This is a genomic window from Cognatishimia activa (assembly GCF_017798205.1).
Classification (GTDB): Bacteria; Pseudomonadota; Alphaproteobacteria; order Rhodobacterales; family Rhodobacteraceae; genus Cognatishimia; species Cognatishimia activa_A.
On the sequence record NZ_CP060010.1, the window covers coordinates 1,924,024 to 1,945,164 of the forward strand.

The window sequence follows — 21,141 nt, forward strand, 5'->3', positions numbered from 1 at the left end:
GACCAATGGCACGTGATCGTCGCGTAACCAAGCGTAAGGAACGGAAAAACATCGCAGCAGGCGTTGCGCATGTGAACTCTTCCTTCAACAACACCAAGATCCTGATCTCTGACGTTCAGGGCAACGCAATTTCCTGGTCCTCTGCTGGCACCATGGGCTTTAAAGGCTCTCGTAAGTCTACGCCTTATGCTGCTCAGATGGCTGCGGAAGACGCGGGCAAAAAAGCACAAGAGCATGGCGTTAAGACCCTTGAGGTCGAAGTTCAGGGTCCAGGTTCTGGCCGTGAATCCGCGCTGCGCGCTCTGGCTGCGATCGGTTTCAACATCACTTCTATCCGTGATGTGACCCCAATCGCGCACAACGGCTGCCGCCCACCAAAGCGTCGCCGCGTATAATAGACCTACTCGCTGGGGCCCTGCATTTTTGCACGGCCCCAGTCCGTCATTTTGAAACCTCGGGCGTTTGACCCTGATTGATCATGGGGGTTGAACAAGAATGGAGGGACGCATGATCCACAAAAACTGGGCAGAACTTATCAAGCCAACCCAGCTTGAAGTTAAACCGGGCAATGACCCGATGCGCACTGCGACTGCCATCGCAGAACCTCTGGAGCGCGGCTTTGGCCTGACGCTCGGCAACGCGCTGCGCCGCGTTCTGATGAGCTCGCTGCAAGGTGCGGCCATCACCTCCGTTCAGATCGACAACGTTCTGCACGAGTTCTCTTCTGTTGCGGGCGTTCGCGAAGACGTCACCGACATCATCCTGAACCTCAAGCAGGTTGCTCTGCGCATGGAAGTCGAAGGCCCTAAGCGTCTTTCGATCAATGCCAAGGGCCCTGGTGCGGTCACTGCGGGTGATATCTCTGATTCTGCGGGCATCGAAGTTCTGAACAAAGAGCACGTGATCTGTCACCTCGATGACGGCGCGGATCTCTACATGGAACTGACCGTCAACACCGGCAAAGGCTATGTCTCTGCGGACAAAAACAAGCCAGAGGATGCACCAATTGGCCTGATGCCAATCGACGCGATCTATTCTCCGGTCAAGAAAGTCTCCTATGACGTTCAGCCGACCCGTGAAGGTCAGGTTCTGGACTATGACAAGCTGACGCTGAAAATCGAAACCGATGGCTCCATCACCCCTGAGGACGCTCTGGCCTTCGCCGCGCGCATCCTTCAGGACCAACTGTCCATCTTCGTGAACTTCGACGAACCAGAAGCTGCTGGCCGTCAGGACGAAGACGATGGTCTTGAGTTCAACCCGCTTCTGCTGAAGAAAGTGGACGAGCTGGAACTGTCCGTGCGTTCCGCAAACTGCCTGAAGAACGACAACATCGTTTACATCGGCGATCTGATCCAGAAGACCGAAGCAGAAATGCTGCGTACGCCGAACTTCGGCCGCAAGTCTCTGAACGAGATCAAAGAAGTGCTGTCTGGCATGGGTCTGCACCTCGGCATGGACGTGGACGACTGGCCACCAGACAACATCGAAGATCTGGCTAAGAAATTCGAAGACGCGTTTTAACGCGTCGGTGGGGTGAAACCCCACCCTACGAAAACCCGGTAGGGTGGGGTTTCACCCCACCACACCTCAAATGCCCGGACATCCGGGGACATATGGGCAATCCCGCCCCAAGGAGAGCGACCGACACGCATCGGAAGCCAGACAAAGTACAGCCCACCCAAGGGCACTGAAAAAGGAATGAAATTATGCGTCACGCACGTGGTTACCGCCGCCTGAACCGTACACATGAACACCGTAAAGCGATGTTCGCGAACATGGCGGGCTCTCTGATCGAACATGAACAGATCAAAACAACTCTGCCAAAAGCAAAAGAACTGCGCCCGATCGTTGAAAAACTGATCACCCTGGGCAAGCGCGGCGATCTGCACGCACGCCGTCAGGCAGCCGCCCAGCTGAAGCAAGACAAGCATGTTGCGAAACTGTTTGAGGTGCTTGGCCCACGTTTCGCAGAGCGTAAGGGTGGCTACATCCGCGTTCTCAAAGCGGGCTTCCGCTATGGCGACATGGCGCCAATGGCGATCATCGAATTCGTAGAGCGCGACGTTGATGCAAAAGGCGCAGCTGACAAAGCACGTCTGGCCGAAGAAGAAGCGGCTGCAGAATAAGCAAAGAGCTTAAAGATTTGACGAAGAACCCCTGTTCGCCTGAACGGGGGTTTTTCTTTTGGGCGTCTGTGCTTTAGACGAGTCATCGTGCAACAAAGGGTGGCTCACATGTCGTTTCGAATGTCCGTTTTTGACATCCAGGGTTTGGCCTTTGGGATTCTCATGGCCAGTCTTGGCGTGGTATTTCTGAAATCTGCGGGTTTGGTCACGGGGCAAACCGCAGGGATAGCTTTGCTGCTCTCCTATGTCTTGCCAATCGGCTTTGGTCCGTTGTTTTTCGCAATTGGTTTCCCATTTTTGCTCTTGGCCTGGTCTAAACGCGGCGCGGTGTTTGCCTTTCGCACGGTCATTGCCTTGCTGGGGATCTCTTACCTGTCCCAGGTTCTCAGTGGTCTGATCGTGTTTGAACAGCTCAGCCCGGTGCTGGCTGCCATTCTCGGAGGGGCCACCAGCGGCGCAGGTCTTATCGCGATTTTTCGGCACAATGCCTCGGCCGGAGGTATGACGATCCTTGGCATACTGATCGAGCAAAGAACCGGCTTTAAAGCTGGCTGGTTCCAGCTTTGTATCGACGCGCTGGTGTTCCTTGCATCGGCCTTTGTGCTTTCTCCGACCCAGCTGATCTATTCGCTTTTGGGCGCAGTGATTACCAATATGGCCATCGTCTGGAATTTCGACGTTGCTCAAAGCACCACCGGGCGCCCCGGCTATGGGCGGTCAAGCAATGACGGTGGTTAAGGCAGTAAAGCGCTTATTTTGCCCCGACTAACCCACGCGCTTTGCGTCGGTTATGACGGTTGTAAATAATCCGAGCGACGATATTGGCGTAGCCCCAACTGCAGATGTGATAGATCCCAGGCACACGGGCGATCCGAGCCGCTAAGCGATAACGGGGCATCTGCTCCCACAGGACGAGAAACGCATCCCAGCCGACAAAGAGTTGTCCCTTGTGCATCACATGCAAAAGACGGGTCGCCTCATCCTCTGTGACACCCCATTCAGCCAGGTCGATTTGGTTGAGGTCTTCAAACCCGACTGGCAGGTCACGCTGTTTCGAGTAGTCCTCATAGTGGCACATCTCGGCGCTACAGACCGGGCAATCGCCATTATAAAGCGCGCGGGTGTCGGGGGACTGGGACATGGTCTTTCTCCACCTGTTTCACCTCAGATATAGGTCGCAGCTATGGTGACGGCAACGCGCAAGGACGTCTTGCCGCATCTCCTCTGGTCTGAGACCCAGAAATTATTGCTCCACTTCCTTGGGGCTTTTGTGCAGGTTAACGGCAGCCAGACATAGGACGCCCAAATGCCGCTTACTCTTCCAGAAAAAATCGAAGGCCCAGCCGCTTGGATCGGCGCAGATATGCAAAGCAAACAAGATCTCTGGCTCTATCATCTTTCCCCGACCGAGATCGCCGACATAGAGGCCGCAGCACGTCACTATCTGTCTTTGGGCCGCGATATCGGTGAAATCCGCCAAGAGGATTTTCCTCTGCGGGTGTTTGACGCACATTTGGCCGCCCTGACGCAAACCCTGATCAATGGCCACGGTTTCGAAGTCCTGCGGGGACTGCCGATAGAGCAATACACACAAGAAATGTGCGCCGCGATCTTCTGCGGGATTGGCGCGCATTTGGGGTCAGCGCGGTCACAGAATGCGGATGGGCATATATTGGGGCATGTACGTAATATTGGCGCGGATCCAAATGACCCGAACTCACGCATTTACCAGACAGCAGCGCGTCAGACCTTTCATACAGACAGCGCGGATATCGTTGGCCTCATGTGTTTGCGCGAAGCCAAAGAGGGCGGGGACTCGCTCTTGGTCAGTGCGGAAAGCATCTACAACCGCATGCGCGCGGAACGTTTGGACCTGCTGGAGCTCTTGTTTGACCCGATCGCCACCGACCGTCGCGGAGAGGTGCCCGAGGGGATGGAGCCCTTTATGACCATCCCGCCGCTGATCTGGCATGAGGGCAAGCTGACCGTGTTTTATCAACGGCAATATATCGACAGCGCCCAGCGTTTCCCCGAGGCAATGCGTCTGACGCCGGCCCATATCGAGGCGCTGGATATGTTTGATGATCTGGCCAACGATCCGAGCCTTCACCTGACTATGCGCCTTGCGCCAGGAGATTTGCAGTTCGTCTATAATCACGCGCAGCTTCACGACCGTACTGGTTTCACTGATTGGCCCGATCCTGCCCAGCGGCGGCATTTGTTCCGACTGTGGCTGTCTCCGACCGGAGATCGTCCGCTACCCGAAGTGTTCAAACAACGTTATGGCAGCATCGAGATTGGCAATCGTGGTGGGATTATCACCTCAAAGACCCGGCTTCACGCACCGCTCGATTGATCCGTCAGGAGTTTACGCAGATCGCCTCTGATGATCTTGCTCGTAGTGGTCAGGGGCATCTGTTTGATGAAATGCAGCTCGCGGGGATACTCATAGGCGGCCAGTCGCGTCTTTACATAATTGCTGATGTCCTGCGCCAGCTCGTCTGAGGGTGCAAAGCCCTCAGCCAGTTGGATGAAACCGGTCACGATCTCTCCGCGCAACTCGTCCGGTTTGCCTACCACGCCTGCCATGGCCACGGCTGGATGGGTCAGAAGACAATGCTCGATTTCTGCAGGGCCAATGCGATAGCCGCTCGAATTGATCACATCATCATCGCGCCCCACAAACGCAATGCGACCGCTGGGTGTTTTGCGCCCCTGATCTCCGGTCAAAAGCCATTTCACGCCATCCACGGTCCGGAATTTCTCTGACGTGGCTTCGGGACGGTTCCAATAGCGGAGAAACATTACCGGGTCAGGCGAGCGCACTGCGATATCGCCTTGTTCGTCGACCCCAAGCGGCTCGCCGGTTTCCGCGTCAAGCACGTCGACCTCGTGACCCGGGACAGCAAACCCCATAACGCTGGGTTCGGGTGCTGCAAGATCCGCACAAGACGACACGATCATGTTGCATTCGGTCTGCCCGTAAAACTCGTTGATGGTAACACCCAGCGCTTTTTGGCCCCATGCGATCAATTCTTCACCCAGCGCTTCTCCGCCGCTCGCGACTGAGCGCATCTTGATCCCGAATTTTTCGGCATCGGGATATTGGCGCATCATTTTGATCGCGGTTGGGGGCAGAAATGCATTTCGAATGCCCTGAGATTTGATCAAGTCAAACGCCGCCTCGGCACTGAATTTCTGGAACCTGCAGGCCACCACGGGCACCCCGTGGTGCAGAGCGGGCAAGAGCACATCCAGCAAGCCTCCGATCCAGGCCCAATCGGCGGGAGTCCAGATTTTGTCCTCCGGCTTTGGAAAGAAATCGTGGCTCATCTCGATCCCGGGCAGATGCCCAAGCAAAACCCGATGCGCATGCAGAGCGCCTTTAGGGTTGCCTGTTGTGCCCGAAGTATAGATCAGAACCGCAGGATCGTCGGCGCGGGAATTCACAGGCGCAAAAGATGTGCGTTGCACGGCAGAGGCTTCGTGAAATCCGATAATATCTCCATCGGGGCCGTCGATTGAAATGATCGTTTTCAAGGCGGGCAGATCTTGGCGAATGCTCTCAAGCACCTCGGCCATTTGCGCATTCGTAACGACGACCGAGGCGCCGGAATCCTGTAGCCGATAGGCCAAAGCGTCCGGCCCAAACAGCGTAAACAAGGGCTGCGCAATCCCGCCCATCTTATAGATCGCGATGTGACTAACCGCGGCCTCAAGGCACTGTGGCAAAAGCACGCCAATCCGGTCGCCCTGCTGCGCGCATCCGGACAGAACATGCGCGAAGCGAGAGGACATTTGGCGCAGATCTTCGAAGGAATACTCGCGCGCCTCGCCCTCAGCATCGATATCGATCAAGGCCAGCCGATCAGGCTCGACGCTCGCCCATTTGTCGCAAACGTCGACGCCAATATTATAGAACTCTGGCACATCCCATTGAAACGCCTCGCGCGTCGCAGCGATCGTAGCTTCACGGTTTAGCATCTGTCCCTCCCATTAAATGAACGATTGTTCATTTTCGCAAAAGTGAGCGAACATAGAAGGGCTGTCAAGCGCAGCCTGCAAATCGTCCAAAAGTTTATAGATCTAAACGTAACTCTAAGAGGCATTTTTGGGGAGAACCGTTGACCTGTTAGGGGCGGCGTTTAAAAGTCTCTTAGCTATTTGCCAAAACAGGAACTGCCCCATGTCTCTGCGCCCCCTCGGACTCGTTGTCACCGCTGCCGCCTTGGCCGTACCCGTCATCTGGTGGCCAGGTATTGCGCAGGGTCGGGATGTGATCGCGCTGTTCAGTCAGTATCTTGGCATTTGGGCTTTGATTGCCATGGCACTCTTGCAAGTGATTGCCACCCGCTGGCCCGGTGTCGAAGCCATCTTCGGCGGCTTGGATCGCGGGTATATCCTGCACAAATGGCTGGGGATTGGCGCCATGGCTGCAATCCTATTGCACGACACGATTGACGCGGAAATGGATGGTCTTGGGCGCGAAACCGCCTTGGTGGAACTGGCCGAAACCCTCGGAGAACTCAGCCTCTATGGCATCCTGATCCTTGTCGTGATCACCATCGCGACCTTCATTCCCTATCACCTCTGGCGCTGGACCCACCGTTTGATGGGGTTCTTCTTTATGGCAGGGGCGTTCCACTATCTGTTTATCCTCAAGCCATTCGCGAACGGAGACCCGCTGGGCCTTTATACAAGTGCCTTCTGCGCCCTCGGGATTGTCGCGTTCGTCTATCGCCTGTTGCCTGCAGGTATGCGCAGCTCCAAACGTTATGAGGTCTCTGACATCACAGAAACCGGCAATGCGATGGCGATCACGATGACGCCAAAGGGTCGTGCTCTGCGTCACAAGGCTGGCCAATTCGCCTTCCTCAGCATCGAAGGAGCCGAGCCGCATCCTTTCACGATCTCAAGCGCCCCGCGAGAGGATGGCAGCATTCGCATGACCGTGGCAAAATTGGGCGACTATACCAATCGCATGGCGCGGACCCTGAAAACAGGAACAGCTGTGCGGCTTGAAGGCCCTTTCGGGCATTTCGAACGCCGCAACACGCAAGACCCGGAGCTTTGGATTGCCGCAGGCGTTGGCATCACGCCCTTCCTGGCCTGGTCCGAAGCGCTTGATCCGGCAAGCGGCCCTGTGCATCTGGTCTATTGTATCCGCGACGAGGCCTCTGCCGCGCATCTGACGCAACTCAACGAGCTGGCTTTGGCCAAACCCAACCTGACCCTGCATATCCAAAACTCTGCGACGGATGGTCGGGCGACGGCCGATAGCATTCTGGCGAAAACCGGCGTTTCTACGGATCGCCTGACAGTGGCATTCTGCGGCCCAATGCAAATGCGCAAATCCCTGATCGAGGGTTTCCGTCGCGTGGGTGTTTCTCCCTCTCGTTTCAAATTCGAAGAATTCGAGATCCGCACCGGCATTGGTCTGCGACGTCTTGCGGCCTTCTTGTTTGAACGTGTGGTTGCGCCAAAACGCACCTAGGCTTCATCTTGCCAAAAATACTCATTCTAACGGACAGGCCGGGGCATCGCCTCGGCCTTGCTGTCTCTTGCAATGCGCGCGCCTCCTGCGCATATCAAAACGACTACGATCCAACCAAGGCCTCCCTATGATCCGCGCAACCCTTGCTGCCGTCTCTCTTGTCTTCGCCACTCTGGCATCTGCGGAAACCAAAGTCCCGACGAGCCAAGTGGAAATCCAACTTGGCTTTGCGCCTTTGGTGAAGGAGGCCGCTCCCGCTGTGGTCAATATCTACGCCAAACGTGTGGTCGAGACGCGCCAAAGCCCGTTTCAAGGTGATCCCTTCTTTCAAAACCTGTTTCGCGATTTCGGCACCACGCGGCCGCAGGTGCAGAACTCATTGGGATCTGGCGTGATCCTGTCAGGCGAAGGCATCGTCGTGTCCAACTATCACGTCGTCGGCATGGCAACGGATATCCGTGTTGTCCTCAACGACCGCCGCGAGTTCGCAGCACGTGTTCTGTTGGGGGATCAGCAAAGCGACCTCGCGATCCTTCAATTGATCGACGCGCCGAAAGACATGCCGCACCTCACTTTGCGCGACAGCGACACCGTCGATGTCGGAGAGCTTGTCCTGGCAATCGGCAACCCATTCGGCGTCGGCCAAACTGTGTCCAGCGGCATTGTGTCAGGCCTTGCGCGGTCTGGCACTGCGGCGGGCGCGGGGCAGGGGTATTTTCTGCAAACTGACGCACCGATCAACCCGGGCAACTCGGGCGGCGCTTTGATTGACGTCAACGGAGACCTCATCGGCATCAACACGCGTATTCTGACGCGGTCGGGCGGCAGCAATGGCATCGGTTTCGCCATTCCCACAAATCTGGTCGCGCAATTTGTGGCGCAAGCCAAGGCCGGTAACGACAGCTTCCAACGTCCCTGGGCCGGCGCCTCTGGCCAGCCCGTCGATGCGGATATGGCCGAAAGCCTCGGGATGGATCGCCCTGGAGGCATCGTGATTTCCTCGCTGCACGAGGCCAGCCCCTTGCGTGATGCGGGGCTCGCACCGGGCGACGTGATCCTTGCGGTGGATGGTCAGCCGGTGAATACAGGGTCCGAGATGATTTTCCGCATGTCGGTGGCCGGGCTTGGCTCTGAAGCGGATCTGACTGTGTTGCAGAAGGGGCGCGCGCAAATCGTGACGGTCTCTCTGACCGCTCCACCCGAAATCCCGGCGCGCGAGACGATCACCACGGGCAGACGTTCGGCCATTCCAGAGGTGACCTTATCCAATATCAACCCAGCCGTCATCGCCAGCTCTCGGCTGCCGCTTGGGGCCGAAGGCGTTGTAATCGAAGATCCCGGCCCCTCGGGCGCGCGGGCTGGTTTGCGCGCTGGGGATATCCTGCGCGCGGTCAACGGCGAAGAAACGCCCGACACGAAATCTGCCCAACGCGCCTTGCGTAATGCCGGTAGCCGTATCACCTTGGCGATCGAGCGTGGGGGTCAACAGATTCTCATGCGCTTCAGGCTCTAACCCCAAGGCGACCCCAATGGCCGATCTCTTCGGAGACCCTCAGACCCAGACCCAAGACACAGCCCCGCGCCCCTTGGCAGATCGCTTGCGCCCACAGTCTTTGGGCGAGGTGATTGGACAAGAGCAGGTTCTAGGGCCCGATGCGCCCTTGGGCGTGATGCTGGACGCGGGCAGCCTGAGTTCGCTGATTTTCTGGGGGCCACCGGGCGTTGGTAAAACCACCATTGCGCGGCTTTTGGCGCAGGAAACGGATCTGCATTTCGTCCAGATCTCGGCGATCTTTACGGGTGTGCCAGAGCTGCGAAAAGTTTTCGAGGCAGCCAAGATCAGGCGGGCAAACGGGCAGGGAACCCTTTTGTTCGTGGACGAGATCCACCGCTTCAACAAAGCTCAGCAGGACGGGTTCCTGCCGCATATGGAAGACGGCACGATCCTTTTGGTGGGCGCGACCACCGAAAACCCGAGTTTTGAACTGAACGCCGCTGTTCTGTCGCGGTCGCAGGTCTTGGTTCTTGAACGCCTGAAGCTCTCAGATCTGGAACGTTTGGCGCAGCGCGCCGAGACGGAACTGGGCAAAGCGCTCCCGCTTGAAGGCGCGGCGCGTGAGGCTTTGCTTGAGATGGCCGACGGCGACGGCCGTGCTTTGCTCAATCTGATCGAACAGGTTGCGGCCTGGAAAGTCGACGGCAAGCTCTCAACCGATCAATTGGCGACGCGTCTGATGAAACGGGCGGTGAACTACGACAAGTCGGGGGATGAGCACTACAACCTGATTTCAGCGCTGCATAAGTCGGTGCGGGGATCCGATCCCGACGCAGCTCTTTACTGGTTTGCGCGGATGCTTGAGGGGGGCGAAGACCCACGATTTCTGGCGCGACGGCTGGTGCGTATGGCCGTCGAGGACATCGGTCTCGCCGACCCGCAGGCACAGGCGGTTTGCTTGCAGAGCTGGGAGACCTACGAGCGGCTTGGCTCGCCAGAGGGGGAATTGGCCCTGTCGCAAGCCGTGGTCTATCTGGCGCTCGCCCCCAAGAGCAACGCGAACTACGTGGCCTACAAGGCCGCACGCAAAGCGGCCAAAAAGACAGGGTCGATGATGCCGCCGAAGCATATCCTGAATGCGCCGACAGGCCTGATGGAGGAACAGGGCTATGGGGCGGGGTATGCCTATGATCACGACGCAGAGGACGGCTTCTCGGGGCAGAACTATTTCCCCGAGGGCATGAAGCGCCCAGAATTTTATACTCCGGTTGAGCGTGGTTTTGAACGCGATCTTGCCAAACGCGTCGCCTATTTCGCCAAACTGCGGGCACAGCGTGGTAAGGGCTAATAATCCGAGGTCTCAGTCGGTGTTTTCGATGTTTGAACCTAGCGTTCGAGTTTGATAGCGCAAGGCCATCGGCCAGAGACTCGCGTCCCGGCCAGCAACCTAAAAATACGAGGCGACAATGAAAGTCGGATTTCTTTACGAGCACCCCACCTGGTCTGATGATCTGCGGACATGTTTTGCGAAAAACGGGATTGAGCTTGTTGCGATCAATGTTGCCGATGCAGCCTTTCTGACATCGAAATCTGATTTCGATTTCGACCTCTGCATCAACCGCGTGAATATGATGCCCTCTGAAGGGCGCGCCTCTTCGGTTGCGGCACATACGCTGCATGTTCTTCATTTGATGGAGAGCCTGGGTATCGAGGTCATTAACGGCTCACAGGCGCATTTCGTCGGAGCCTCCAAGGCCGTGCAAAACGGGATCTTTGAAAGCCTTGGGCTGGATTGCCCGAAATCCGTCGCCATCTACCGCCCCGAAGACGCCCCTGCCGCCGCCGAGACCATCGGCTTTCCTGTGATCGTTAAGCCTAATATTGGTGGTTCCGGATCTGGTGTGGCGCGGTTTGATACGGCGCAAGAGCTGCGTGATGCGATAGCTGACGGCAGCTTGGATCTGGGCATCGACGGCACCGGACTTGTGCAGGAATACATCCGCTCGGACGGCCATGTGTACCGTGTGGAAATTCTGGACGGGGCACTGTTTTACAGCATTCGCCAGCAGGTGGTGGAAAACCAGTTCAACTATTGCGCCGCAGATGGCTGCAGCATCAGCTTTGACGAAGAACCCGCAGCCGATGACTTTGATATGTGCGTGATTGGCAATGACGGCATCGTCGCCAACGAAGTGCCCGCCGAGATTCTGCAAAATGTTCTGGATATCTGTGCCAAATCCAAAGCCGACATTGGTGGCGTCGAGTATTTCCTGCGCGAAGACTCTGGCAGCGCCTGTTTCTATGACTTTAACCCCTATTCCAACTTCGTCGGCAACGGCGAGGCTCTGTTCGGCTTTTCGCCTGAGCAACGTTTTGTGGATTTCGTGAAATCTCGGATGGGCTAAGGGTCCGGACCCGTCCCCAAGGTTGACAAAAGCCGAGGCAGGGGCGAGAGAGCCGGGATGTTTTTGAACCTGACATATGTGGCGCTGGGCGGAGCCTTGGGCGCAGTGATGCGCTATCTTGCGGGGCTGGGCGTGATCCGCCTTGTCGGAACCGGATTTCCGCTGGGCGTTGTCACTGTGAATATTGTCGGGTCGTTTCTGATGGGGCTTTTCGTGGTCTTTGCCCATCGCAAGGGGATCATGCATCTGAGCCCTTTGGTGATGACGGGGTTTTTGGGCGGGTTCACTACCTTCTCGGCCTTTTCTCTAGAGGCGGTGACCCTGTTTGAAAAAGGTCAGACGGGGGCTGCAGCCTTCTATGTGGCTCTGTCGGTCGGGGCGTCGATTGCGGCGCTGGTCTTGGGGCTTTGGATCGCTCGGGGGATTTGGGCATGATTGGCGTGCAAACGATTGAAGTCGCGGTGGGCGATGCGGATATGCGTCTGGATCGCTGGCTGAAGGCGACTTTCCCGCAGCTGAACCAGATCCGCATCGAAAAAATGTGTCGCAAAGGCGAGCTCCGTGTGGATGGCGGGCGGGTGAAACCTGCGACGCGGCTTGAGGCGGGTCAGATGGTGCGCGTGCCGCCCCTACCGGATAAAGCGCCAGAGCCGAAACCGCGCAGCAATCGTATCTCGGCAGCCGATGAAAAGCTGATCCAATCCTGTGTGATTTATCGTGACGATCACATTATTGCTTTGAACAAACCTCCGGGTCTGCCGACCCAAGGCGGCAGCAAGCAGACGCGCCATGTGGACGGCCTTTCTGAGGCATTGAAGTTTGGCTACGAGGAAAAGCCGCGCCTTGTGCATCGGCTGGATAAGGACACATCGGGCGTACTGCTGCTGGCGCGCACGCGGCAGGCGGCGCAGGCCCTGACGTCATCGATCCGCCACCATGCCACGCGCAAGATTTACTGGGCCGTGGTGGCTGGCGTGCCGACGCCTTACCTGGGCGAAATCAAATATGGGCTCGTCAAAGCTCACGGCCATGGCAAACGCGGTGAAGGCGAGAAGATGCATGCGGTGCATCCGCGCGATGTGGGCTCAACACCGGGCGCAAAACGCGCGTTGACGCAATATGCAACGCTCTATCGTGTGGCCAGCCGCGCGGCTTGGGTTGCAATGGAGCCGATCACCGGTCGTACTCACCAATTGCGCGCCCATATGGCCGAGATCGGGCATCCGATCATTGGCGACGGGAAATACGGCGGCTCGGGGCAAGAGAACCTTGGCGACGGCTGGGGCGCGCAGTTGGGTGGCATCATTTCCAAGAAACTGCACCTGCACGCGCGAATGATGAGCTTTGAGCATCCGGGCACAAAATCCGTTATGACGGTCACAGCCCCAATGCCGGATCACATGGCCCATACCTTTGAGACCTTCGACTGGACGCCCGATATGGCGCAGGAAGATCCCTTTGAGGAGTTGCGATGAGCGACCTTAGGCTGGTGATCTTTGACGTCGACGGGACGTTGGTCGACAGTCAGGGCGACATCGTGGGATCCATGTCTCGTGCGTTCGCAGCGCTGGGCAAGCCGGCCCCCGCGCGGGAAAATGTTCTGTCTATTGTTGGTTTGTCTTTGGATGTGGCCATGCAGCGGCTAGCACCTGAAGCATCACTGGGTGAGCAGATCGATTTGGTCGACGCCTATAAGCAGGCCTATCAGGACCTGCGCGCGGCCAAAGGCAGCGTGGAGTCTTCGCCGCTTTACCCCGGTGCGCGGCAGATATTGGACGCCTTGCGTGCGCAGCCCTACACATTGTTGGGCGTGGCGACGGGCAAGTCTCGGCGAGGGTTGGACAGCTTGATCGCGGGACATGTGCTGGAGGGATTTTTTGTGACCGAACAGGTCGCGGATCATCATCCGTCCAAGCCGCACCCTTCGATGATCGAGGCTGCCATGGCTGAAACGGGCGTTGACGCAGCGCAGACGGTCATGATCGGAGACACCAGTTTTGACATGTCCATGGCCCGCGCCGCTGGCGTGCGTGGCATTGGCGTGAGCTGGGGATACCATGGCCGCGAAAAGCTGGCCGATGCGGAATTCATCATAGACCGGTTCGAGGAGCTTCTTCCGGTTTTGGATCAAATGTTGGGATAGAAATATGTCTGGCTGGAATACGGCAAAACGTTTTTGGAAATCTGCCGCGGTTGCGGAAACGGAGGTGGGCTTTGCAGTCGAGTTGGATGGGCGTCCTTTGAAGACCCCAGCAAAGACTCCGGCAGTGGTTCCAACCCGAGCCTTGGCCGAGGCGATTGCAGCAGAATGGGATGCGCAAGGTGAACAGATTGATCCCATGTCCATGCCTGTGACGCGCTGTGCGAACTCGGCTTTGGACAAGGTCGCGCAGCAGCATGCCGAAGTTGCCGACATGTTGGCCGAATACGGCGGCACAGATCTTTTGTGCTATCGCGCGGACAGCCCCGAGGCGCTGGTTCAACGTCAGGCCGAGGCCTGGGATCCGGTTCTGGATTGGATAGCAGAAACTTACGGCGCGCGCCTGACACCTGTGGCCGGTGTGATGTTTCAGGGACAGGATGCTGGCGCGCTGGAATCGCTCCGACTCAAGGTCCACGAAATGGACAATTTCGAGCTCGCAGCCTTCCATGACCTCGTCTGTTTGTCCGGTTCGCTGGTCTTGGGATTCGCGGCTGTTTCCGATTTCGCACCAATTGATGAGCTTTGGTCGCTTTCTCGCATCGACGAATCTTGGCAAGAAGAGCAGTGGGGCGAGGACGAAGAGGCGCAAGAGCAAGCAGAAATTAAGAAAACTGCGTTTAAAAATGCATATTTGTTCAATCGTTTGCGCAAACAATAGGCGTTTTCGGGCAGTCATTCCAAAAGTTCGCAAACCGCCTAAAATTTAATCGCCATTGTAATAGATACACTTGACCTTCCTCGGAAAATTCGTCCAAACTCGGCGCTACTGGGATGGGGAGCACTCCACTCGGTGAAAACGATTCCAATAAAACGGAATCGAAAGCCGCCCAAAAGGGCGACAAACCAGGAAGAGGTAAAAATGAAAAAATCCGTTATTTTCGGCGCTGCGGCACTCGCTCTGTCTGCTGGCGCTGCGTTTGCTGGTACGCTTGACGACGTCAAGGCGCGCGGCAAACTGAACTGTGGTGTGTCCACCGGCGTTCCAGGCTTTGCTGAGCCTGATGCGAACGGCGTATGGCAGGGCTTTGACGTTGCTGTTTGCCGTGCGGTTGCAGCTGCTGTTCTGGGTGACTCCACCGCAATCGAATTCGTTCCTACCACCGGTAAAACTCGTTTCACCGCGCTGGCAGCAGGCGAGATCGACATGCTGGCACGTAACACCACATGGACCTTCTCTCGTGACGTTGACCTGAAGTTTGAATTCGTCGGTGTGAACTACTACGACGGTCAGGGCTTCATGGTTCCAACCGCACTGGGCGTTTCCTCTGCGAAAGAGCTGGACGGCGCGACTGTTTGTATCCAAACCGGTACAACCACCGAGCTGAACCTCGCGGACTTCTTCCGCGCGAACAACATCTCTTACGAGCCAGTGCCAATCGAAACCGGTTCCGAAGCTGTTCAGCTGTTCCTGTCCGGCGCATGTGACGTTTACACCACTGACGCATCCGCTCTGGCGGCGCAGCGTGCGAACTTCGCAAACCCAGGTGACTACGTTGTTCTGCCAGAAATCGTATCCAAAGAGCCACTCGGCCCACTGGTACGTCACGGCGACAACAACTGGGGCGACATCGTTCGTTGGACTCTGAACGCTCTGATCACTGCAGAAGAGCTGGGTGTTACTTCTGACAACATCGCAACTCTGGGCGCATCTGCGAACCCATCCACTCCAGAAATCAACCGTCTGCTGGGTACCGAAGGTACTCTGGGCGAGATGCTGGGTCTGGACGCAGAATGGGCGAAGCGCGCTATCATGGCGGGCGGTAACTACGGCGAAGTCTTCGCGAACAACATCGGTGAAGACACCAACATCGGTCTGGCACGTGGCGTAAACGCCAAGTGGACCGACGGTGGCCTGATCTACTCCCCACCATTCCGGTAAGTTGATCTTAGGAGAGGGCGTGGAATTTCCACGCCCTTTTCTTATCTGGGGCGTTTTCTGACAATTTATCAAATCGACAGGGCGCGGCATGCACGGACCTCAACGACTCCGCGTATGTATCTGGTTTCCGTTTCCTGTTTTCGTCGGTCAACGCTGTAGCTATTGAAACTCTGCCACCTCTTAGAGCGCTGCTTGCTCGGAGACGGCTTCTGCTGACAGAGGACACATATGTCCACAATCCCTGATCCAGGTGTGAGTCAAGACGGCTTCCGTATAGGAATGCTGATCAACGACACACGCTACCGCGCGTACACGTTCCAGTTTATCGCGCTTGTGCTGCTGATCTTTGGCATCGGCTATCTGATCTCCAACCTTTTCGCCAACCTTGAACGCGCGGGTTTGAATATCTCGTGGGCGTTTTTGGGCGAGCCTGCTGGTTATGACATCAACCAGCGCCCCATCGACTATACGTCACAATCCACCCATGCCCGTGCATCCACCGTAGGCGCGATCAATACGTTGATCGTGGCTTTCCTGGCCTGTGTTTCTGCGACGGTTCTGGGCGTCATCGCAGGTGTTCTGCGTCTGTCCAACAACTGGTTGGTCGCACGCTTGATGAGCATCTACGTCGAAGCCTTCCGCAACGTGCCGGTTCTGATCTGGATCCTGATCATCTTCCTAGCGATGTCCAACGCGCTGCCGCAGCCTCGGGCTTTCCGCGGAGAGAATGCGACGTCAGAGATGTGGCTCGACATGGTCGCCTTCACGAACCGCGGGGTCTATATCCCAGCGTTTGAAAACGGCAGCGGATCGATGGTCTTTTGGCTGACCATTCTGGCGTCGATTGTCGGCGTGTTTGTCTACCGTCGCTATGCGCGCAACCTGCTTTACAGCACCGGTCGCATGCTGCCGACAGGCTGGCCATCCTTGGCGATCCTGATCGTGCCGGGCGTGATAATGTACTTCCTGTTGGGTCAGCCAGTGGGTCTTGAGCGTCCAGAACTCAAAGGCTTCAACTTCCAGGGAGGCGTTCACCTCCGTCTGTCGTTGATTGCGCTTTGGTTCGCTTTGGCGATCTATACAGGGGCCTTTATCGCGGAAAACGTTCGTGCCGGGATCCAAGCGATCAGCAAAGGTCAGACCGAAGCCGCTGCGGCCCTGGGTCTGCGTCCGGGTCGGATCATGAACCTTGTGATCCTTCCACAAGCGCTGCGCGTGATCATTCCGCCGCTGATTTCCCAGTATCTGAACATCACCAAAAACTCGTCTCTAGCGATTGCGGTGGGTTACATGGACATCACCGGCACGCTGGGCGGCATCACGCTGAACCAGACCGGCCGCGCGATCGAAGCCATCCTCTTGTTGATGCTGTTCTATCTCACCGTCTCGCTGACGATTTCGGTGGTCATGAACATCTACAACAACTCTGTTAAGTTGAAGGAGCGCTGATATGTCTGATGTATCCTTTGTGCGTCACGACCAGATCCCTCCATCGCCGCCACCGGCGCGCGAAGCAGGGGCTGTGAAATGGCTGCGCGAGAACCTGTTCTCGGGATGGATCAACTCGATCCTGACCATTCTGGCAGTCTACTTCGTCATCAAGATTGTGATTGGTGTGTACCCATGGTTCGCCAATGGCGTCTGGGAAGGTGGCAGCCGCGCGGATTGCGTCGCTGCGCTGGCAGGTGAGACGGGCGCGTGTTTTGCCATTCTGGCGGAACGCTGGAACCAGCTTTTGTTCGGGATCAGCTACCCGTCTGACAGCTACTGGCGTCCATTCCTGGCCTTTGTGCTGCTTCTGCCTTGTGTGTCGCCCGTGTTGTTTAATGGCCTGCCACGCAAGATGCTGGTCTTGACCCTGCTTTACCCGTTCATTGCCTTCTGGCTGATCTGGGGCGGCACCATTCTGGCGCCAATCGTAGGTCTGATCGGTTTCATCGCGGGCTACTATGCCTTCCTTGAAGGCGAGAAGCGCTCTGGTTTTGTGTTGGGACTGGTTGCAGGTCTGGTCGCCGCCATCATCGTATGGCGTGTGGGCGGAATGCTCTCGGGTGCGGCCTCTGGGTTCATGGCCTTTGAGCCGGTGGCAAGCCGCGACATGGGGGGCTTTATGCTCAACATGATCCTGGGCACGATCTGTGTGTCACTGTCGATCCCTCTGGGTATCGCACTGGCGCTAGGGCGTCAGTCGTCTATGCCGATCATCAAAGGCATCTGCGTTGTCTTTATCGAATTCGTGCGGGGCGTACCGCTGATCACCTTGCTCTTCGTGGCAAACGTGGTTCTGGCGTATTTCTTCCCACCGGATGCCAATATCGACCTGATCCTGCGGGTGATCATCATGATCACGCTCTTCTCGGCGGCCTATATTGCCGAGGTGATCCGTGGCGGTCTGGCAGCCCTGCCGAAGGGCCAATACGAAGCCGCAGACAGCTTGGGGCTGAACTATTCCCAGGCGATGCGTCTGATTATCCTGCCGCAAGCGCTCAAGATCTCCATTCCGGGCATCGTGAACGTGGCGGTGGGTCTGTTCAAAGACACCACGCTGGTTTCGGTGATCTCCATGTTCGACCTCGTCGGCGCCATCCGTGGCCCGATCCTAGGGTCGGCCAACTGGACCGGGATCTACTGGGAAGTCTTTGGCTTTGCTGCCCTTCTGTTCTTTGTCGTGTGCTACGGCATCTCTCAATATTCGCAGTGGCTCGAACGCCAGCTGCAAACTGATCATAGGGATTAATCTCAATGACGAATGCTCAAATGAAAGTATCCGACGAAGTCGCGATCCAAATCCAGAAGATGAACAAATGGTATGGCTCGTTCCACGTTCTGCGTGACATCGACCTGACTGTTTATCGTGGCGAACGGATCGTTATCTGTGGCCCATCGGGCTCCGGTAAGTCCACGCTCATCCGCTGTATCAACGCTCTGGAAGAGCACCAGCAGGGTCTGATTGAGGTCGACGGGACGGTTCTGTCCTCTGACCTCAAGAACATCGACAAGATCCGGTCCGAGGTCGGCATGTGTTTCCAGCACTTCAACCTCTTCCCGCATCTGACGATCCTTGAGAACTGTACGCTGGCGCCGATCTGGGTGCGTAAAACACCTAAGAAAGAAGCCGAAGAACTGGCGATGCATTTCCTTGAGAAGGTGAAAATTCCGGATCAGGCGAATAAGTACCCAGGTCAGTTGTCTGGTGGTCAACAGCAGCGTGTGGCAATTGCCCGCTCGCTCTGCATGAAGCCGCGGATCATGCTGTTTGACGAACCAACATCGGCTCTGGACCCAGAGATGATCAAAGAGGTTCTGGACACCATGATCGAACTCGCCGAAGAGGGCATGACCATGCTCTGCGTGACCCACGAAATGGGCTTTGCGCGTCAGGTGGCGAACCGCGTGATCTTTATGGATGCGGGTCAGATTGTGGAGCAGAACGAGCCAGAAGAGTTCTTCAACAACCCACAAAGCGACCGGACCAAGCTGTTCCTCAGCCAGATCCTCGGTCACTGATCTGTTTGAAAATCTTTGGAAAGGCCTCGCGGTTTCGCGGGGCCTTTTCTGTTCAGCGGCACGGCCTTGTGCCGGGCTCAGACCAATTCGCGTGGGATGATGAAATCGACCAGTTGCCCCGTGTTGATCCGAAGGTCTCGCCAATCCGAGATCGGGAAATCCAGTACCGCCGTCGCGCAGGTCGGGTAGTCAAAGTAACGCGGGTGATTTGGAAAGCGATCAACAAGCTCTCCCGCCAATGCGGCAATGCCGGGGTTATGCGCGATCATCGCAACAGTGTCGGCTTTGGCGTGCTGCAACTGGTTAAACATTTCTTCAGGAGCCGCATGGTAGAGGCTGTCGAGATACCGCGTTTCCATGTCAAAGCCGATGTGCGCACAGGTCTCAACCGTCCGCTTTGCTGTGGAACACAGAACTTCTTGCGGCCAATATTGCCTGTCGCGCAGCCAATCGCCCACCGCCTGTGCCGAGACATAACCACGCTTGTTGAGCGGCCGTGCGTGGTCAGGTCCGGCGTGCTCCCAGCTAGATTTCGCGTGGCGGATCAGGATCAGGCGTTTGGTCATGTGATATCGGGTCCCAGAAAGGCGCGCATATGGAATTCGGATTGCGCGGGCAGGCGACCAAAGGTTTGCGACACCGGACATGCCAGCCGCACCTTGCAACCTTGCATACATTCACGGCCCGCGGGCGATGATATGTGCGATTTGCAGGCGGTGACGTCATAGCCGTCTGGCGTGAGGGCATTGACTGGGCAACTGGAAAAACAAGGTGTCTCTGCACAGCTCAAACAGGGGCCTTCAGGAGGATCTGGCAGCGCAACAGCCTCTCGCAAGGCCAAAGCACCCCTAAAAGATACCATCATCCCCGCGCGGTCATGCACCAAAAGGTTGACCGGAGAGCTATGGCATCTCTGGGTTCTTGTGGCCCATGTGAAAAACGGCGGGTAGGGCGGACCGTCGGATGGAAAGAACGCCTTTCCAGCAAGTTCATCTGCGAGCGCGCCGATTACCCGCTTTGACCAATGATCCATGGGATCTTTGGGTTTCTCAAATTCGGCCGATGAAGTGAAGATTGGCCAGAAAGACGGCTCATCCGGCCCCAACATCATAAGCGTTTGAAACCCAGCGAGGTCAGTATCGTGCTCTAGATCGACCGAAAATGCCCCTAGAATGCGCAGCGCCTTGGCTCGGCACAGGTGGTCCAGCTCCTCATAGGTCATTTGCGAAAGAAGGGCAGCGCCAGAACCCATCCGAGTTTCGCTGGCCGTTCATCCTGCCATTGCAGGCCAACCGTCATATCGTCATGTCCCGCCTCGGGCTGCGCGATATAGGTGCCAAAAATCCGATCCCAAAGGGACAGAGAAAATCCATAGTTGCTGTCATGCTCATGGCGGTGAACCGAGTGGTGCACGCGATGCATGTCCGGCGTCACAAGGACCATGCGCAGCAGGCGATCAAACCCCAGCGGCAGGCGCAGATTGGAATGGTTGAACATGGCAGTGCCATTGAGCAGGATCTCAAACACAACAATCGCCAGCACCGACGGCCCGATCAAATAGACCAATCCGATCTTCAACAGCATCGAGAGGGCGATTTCCACGGGATGGAACCGGATCGCCGTCGTCACATCCATATCCCGATCCGCATGGTGAACACGGTGCAAACGCCACAGGATCGGTATCTTATGGGTAATCAAATGCTGCGCCCAGATCGCGAAATCAAAGATCAAAACCGCCAGAACGAACTCGACCCACAAGGGCCAGCCTAGAGCGTTAAAAAGGCCCCAGCCCTGCGCGCTCGCATCCAACGCAGCTCCAGCCGCCAAAGCCGGTAGAACCAAAGCCACCAGCCGCAGGGTCGCCGTGTCGATCAACACAAGACCCCAATTGGCGAGCCAACGGCTTTGACGTTTTTGCTGACGTGGTCGACGCGGAAACAGGGTCTCGGCACTCGCCAAGGCGATGAAAAGACCTAGAAATACCGACAGGCGAATGAGAGCTTCGTTTTCCATGGAGAGACCATGAAAG

The 21,141-nt window shown here is 56.8% G+C and carries 22 protein-coding genes; 17 read left to right on the top strand and 5 right to left on the bottom strand.

All coding sequences use genetic code 11. The annotated features are described in order from the left end of the window. The first annotated feature begins 5 nt into the window (after positions 1-5). The 4 genes from rpsK to HZ995_RS09485 all read left to right on the top strand — a co-directional run bounded on the left by rpsK (position 6) and on the right by HZ995_RS09485 (position 2,867). Positions 6-395 (top strand): 30S ribosomal protein S11, encoded by a 390-nt coding sequence (rpsK, locus tag HZ995_RS09470; RefSeq protein WP_209355423.1) that lies wholly within the window; start codon positions 6-8, stop codon positions 393-395. Positions 396-507: 112 nt separating this feature from the next. Beyond that, on the top strand, positions 508-1,524 hold the full coding sequence (locus HZ995_RS09475) for a DNA-directed RNA polymerase subunit alpha (protein WP_209355424.1): 1,017 nt from the start codon (positions 508-510) through the stop codon (positions 1,522-1,524). A 185-nt stretch (positions 1,525-1,709) separates the two neighbouring features. Further along, positions 1,710-2,129 (top strand): 50S ribosomal protein L17, encoded by a 420-nt coding sequence (gene rplQ, locus HZ995_RS09480; protein WP_209355425.1) that lies wholly within the window; start codon positions 1,710-1,712, stop codon positions 2,127-2,129. Positions 2,130-2,237: 108 nt separating this feature from the next. Then, positions 2,238-2,867, top strand: coding sequence for a YitT family protein (locus HZ995_RS09485; RefSeq protein WP_209355426.1), 630 nt, complete (start codon positions 2,238-2,240; stop codon positions 2,865-2,867). A 13-nt stretch (positions 2,868-2,880) separates the two neighbouring features. Here the strand turns inward: HZ995_RS09485 and HZ995_RS09490 are convergent, their stop codons facing one another. Continuing rightward, positions 2,881-3,270 (bottom strand): thiol-disulfide oxidoreductase DCC family protein, encoded by a 390-nt coding sequence (locus tag HZ995_RS09490; RefSeq protein ID WP_209355427.1) that lies wholly within the window; start codon positions 3,268-3,270, stop codon positions 2,881-2,883. A gap of 165 nt (positions 3,271-3,435) precedes the next feature. On the opposite strand from HZ995_RS09490, the gene HZ995_RS09495 reads away from it, so the two are divergent. Then, entirely contained in the window at positions 3,436-4,485 is a 1,050-nt protein-coding gene (locus tag HZ995_RS09495) for a TauD/TfdA family dioxygenase (protein WP_209355428.1), read from the top strand. Here the strand turns inward: HZ995_RS09495 and HZ995_RS09500 are convergent. Beyond that, a complete protein-coding gene (locus HZ995_RS09500; protein WP_209355429.1) occupies positions 4,467-6,113 on the bottom strand; it encodes an acyl-CoA synthetase in 1,647 nt (548 codons plus the stop codon). The two genes, HZ995_RS09495 and HZ995_RS09500, sit on opposite strands and share 19 nt — an antisense overlap. Positions 6,114-6,315: 202 nt before the next feature. On the opposite strand from HZ995_RS09500, the gene HZ995_RS09505 reads away from it, so the two are divergent. The 12 genes from HZ995_RS09505 (at position 6,316) to HZ995_RS09560 (ending at position 19,112) form a co-directional block, all read left to right on the top strand. Beyond that, on the top strand, positions 6,316-7,623 hold the full coding sequence (locus HZ995_RS09505) for a ferredoxin reductase family protein (RefSeq protein ID WP_209355430.1): 1,308 nt from the start codon (positions 6,316-6,318) through the stop codon (positions 7,621-7,623). A 127-nt stretch (positions 7,624-7,750) separates the two neighbouring features. Then, on the top strand, positions 7,751-9,136 hold the full coding sequence (locus HZ995_RS09510; RefSeq protein ID WP_209355431.1) for a trypsin-like peptidase domain-containing protein: 1,386 nt from the start codon (positions 7,751-7,753) through the stop codon (positions 9,134-9,136). 16 nt (positions 9,137-9,152) lie between these two features. After that, entirely contained in the window at positions 9,153-10,466 is a 1,314-nt protein-coding gene (locus HZ995_RS09515) for a replication-associated recombination protein A (protein ID WP_209355432.1), read from the top strand. Positions 10,467-10,584: 118 nt separating this feature from the next. Then, on the top strand, positions 10,585-11,523 hold the full coding sequence (locus HZ995_RS09520) for an ATP-grasp domain-containing protein (protein ID WP_209355433.1): 939 nt from the start codon (positions 10,585-10,587) through the stop codon (positions 11,521-11,523). Positions 11,524-11,580: 57 nt separating this feature from the next. After that, positions 11,581-11,958, top strand: a complete 378-nt coding sequence (gene crcB / locus HZ995_RS09525) for a fluoride efflux transporter CrcB (protein ID WP_209355434.1) — start codon at positions 11,581-11,583, stop codon at positions 11,956-11,958. After that, entirely contained in the window at positions 11,955-12,998 is a 1,044-nt protein-coding gene (locus tag HZ995_RS09530) for an RluA family pseudouridine synthase (RefSeq protein ID WP_209355435.1), read from the top strand. The genes crcB and HZ995_RS09530 overlap by 4 nt, the downstream gene beginning before the upstream one ends. Further along, complete coding sequence (locus tag HZ995_RS09535) at positions 12,995-13,666, top strand: HAD-IA family hydrolase (RefSeq protein ID WP_209355436.1); 672 nt, start codon at positions 12,995-12,997, stop codon at positions 13,664-13,666. The genes HZ995_RS09530 and HZ995_RS09535 overlap by 4 nt, the downstream gene beginning before the upstream one ends. A 4-nt stretch (positions 13,667-13,670) precedes the next feature. Then, on the top strand, positions 13,671-14,384 hold the full coding sequence (locus tag HZ995_RS09540; protein WP_209355437.1) for an ATP12 family chaperone protein: 714 nt from the start codon (positions 13,671-13,673) through the stop codon (positions 14,382-14,384). Positions 14,385-14,585: 201 nt separating this feature from the next. Then, positions 14,586-15,605 (top strand): amino acid ABC transporter substrate-binding protein, encoded by a 1,020-nt coding sequence (locus HZ995_RS09545; RefSeq protein WP_209355438.1) that lies wholly within the window; start codon positions 14,586-14,588, stop codon positions 15,603-15,605. A 228-nt stretch (positions 15,606-15,833) separates the two neighbouring features. Further along, entirely contained in the window at positions 15,834-17,054 is a 1,221-nt protein-coding gene (locus HZ995_RS09550; protein WP_209355439.1) for an amino acid ABC transporter permease, read from the top strand. Position 17,055: 1 nt separating this feature from the next. Continuing rightward, complete coding sequence (locus HZ995_RS09555; protein ID WP_209355440.1) at positions 17,056-18,342, top strand: amino acid ABC transporter permease; 1,287 nt, start codon at positions 17,056-17,058, stop codon at positions 18,340-18,342. A 5-nt stretch (positions 18,343-18,347) separates the two neighbouring features. Next, positions 18,348-19,112, top strand: coding sequence for an amino acid ABC transporter ATP-binding protein (locus HZ995_RS09560; protein ID WP_209355441.1), 765 nt, complete (start codon positions 18,348-18,350; stop codon positions 19,110-19,112). Positions 19,113-19,189: 77 nt separating this feature from the next. Here the strand turns inward: HZ995_RS09560 and HZ995_RS09565 are convergent, their stop codons facing one another. The 3 genes from HZ995_RS09565 to HZ995_RS09575 are packed head-to-tail and all read right to left on the bottom strand — an operon-like array spanning position 19,190 to position 21,125. Further along, positions 19,190-19,678, bottom strand: coding sequence for a SixA phosphatase family protein (locus HZ995_RS09565; RefSeq protein ID WP_209355442.1), 489 nt, complete (start codon positions 19,676-19,678; stop codon positions 19,190-19,192). Beyond that, positions 19,675-20,364, bottom strand: coding sequence for a ferredoxin (locus HZ995_RS09570; protein ID WP_245168635.1), 690 nt, complete (start codon positions 20,362-20,364; stop codon positions 19,675-19,677). The genes HZ995_RS09565 and HZ995_RS09570 overlap by 4 nt, the downstream gene beginning before the upstream one ends. Continuing rightward, positions 20,331-21,125: a sterol desaturase family protein gene (locus tag HZ995_RS09575; RefSeq protein WP_209355443.1), complete on the bottom strand. Its 795-nt coding sequence runs from the start codon at positions 21,123-21,125 to the stop codon at positions 20,331-20,333. Before HZ995_RS09575 ends, HZ995_RS09570 begins: the two co-directional genes overlap by 34 nt. Positions 21,126-21,141: the final 16 nt, after the last annotated feature.

Coding starts and splice junctions, on each gene's coding strand:
- HZ995_RS09520 (WP_209355433.1), top strand. CDS start 10,585: ATGAAAGTCGGATTTCTTTACGAGCACCCCACCTGGTCTGATGATCTG.
- HZ995_RS09565 (WP_209355442.1), bottom strand. CDS start 19,678: ATGACCAAACGCCTGATCCTGATCCGCCACGCGAAATCTAGCTGGGAG.
- HZ995_RS09500 (WP_209355429.1), bottom strand. CDS start 6,113: ATGCTAAACCGTGAAGCTACGATCGCTGCGACGCGCGAGGCGTTTCAA.
- HZ995_RS09535 (WP_209355436.1), top strand. CDS start 12,995: ATGAGCGACCTTAGGCTGGTGATCTTTGACGTCGACGGGACGTTGGTC.
- HZ995_RS09570 (WP_245168635.1), bottom strand. CDS start 20,364: ATGGGTTCTGGCGCTGCCCTTCTTTCGCAAATGACCTATGAGGAGCTG.
- HZ995_RS09510 (WP_209355431.1), top strand. CDS start 7,751: ATGATCCGCGCAACCCTTGCTGCCGTCTCTCTTGTCTTCGCCACTCTG.
- HZ995_RS09575 (WP_209355443.1), bottom strand. CDS start 21,125: ATGGAAAACGAAGCTCTCATTCGCCTGTCGGTATTTCTAGGTCTTTTC.
- rplQ (WP_209355425.1), top strand. CDS start 1,710: ATGCGTCACGCACGTGGTTACCGCCGCCTGAACCGTACACATGAACAC.
- HZ995_RS09550 (WP_209355439.1), top strand. CDS start 15,834: ATGTCCACAATCCCTGATCCAGGTGTGAGTCAAGACGGCTTCCGTATA.
- HZ995_RS09560 (WP_209355441.1), top strand. CDS start 18,348: ATGACGAATGCTCAAATGAAAGTATCCGACGAAGTCGCGATCCAAATC.
- HZ995_RS09495 (WP_209355428.1), top strand. CDS start 3,436: ATGCCGCTTACTCTTCCAGAAAAAATCGAAGGCCCAGCCGCTTGGATC.
- HZ995_RS09475 (WP_209355424.1), top strand. CDS start 508: ATGATCCACAAAAACTGGGCAGAACTTATCAAGCCAACCCAGCTTGAA.
- HZ995_RS09490 (WP_209355427.1), bottom strand. CDS start 3,270: ATGTCCCAGTCCCCCGACACCCGCGCGCTTTATAATGGCGATTGCCCG.
- HZ995_RS09515 (WP_209355432.1), top strand. CDS start 9,153: ATGGCCGATCTCTTCGGAGACCCTCAGACCCAGACCCAAGACACAGCC.
- crcB (WP_209355434.1), top strand. CDS start 11,581: ATGTTTTTGAACCTGACATATGTGGCGCTGGGCGGAGCCTTGGGCGCA.
- HZ995_RS09485 (WP_209355426.1), top strand. CDS start 2,238: ATGTCGTTTCGAATGTCCGTTTTTGACATCCAGGGTTTGGCCTTTGGG.
- HZ995_RS09545 (WP_209355438.1), top strand. CDS start 14,586: ATGAAAAAATCCGTTATTTTCGGCGCTGCGGCACTCGCTCTGTCTGCT.
- rpsK (WP_209355423.1), top strand. CDS start 6: ATGGCACGTGATCGTCGCGTAACCAAGCGTAAGGAACGGAAAAACATC.
- HZ995_RS09555 (WP_209355440.1), top strand. CDS start 17,056: ATGTCTGATGTATCCTTTGTGCGTCACGACCAGATCCCTCCATCGCCG.
- HZ995_RS09530 (WP_209355435.1), top strand. CDS start 11,955: ATGATTGGCGTGCAAACGATTGAAGTCGCGGTGGGCGATGCGGATATG.
- HZ995_RS09505 (WP_209355430.1), top strand. CDS start 6,316: ATGTCTCTGCGCCCCCTCGGACTCGTTGTCACCGCTGCCGCCTTGGCC.
- HZ995_RS09540 (WP_209355437.1), top strand. CDS start 13,671: ATGTCTGGCTGGAATACGGCAAAACGTTTTTGGAAATCTGCCGCGGTT.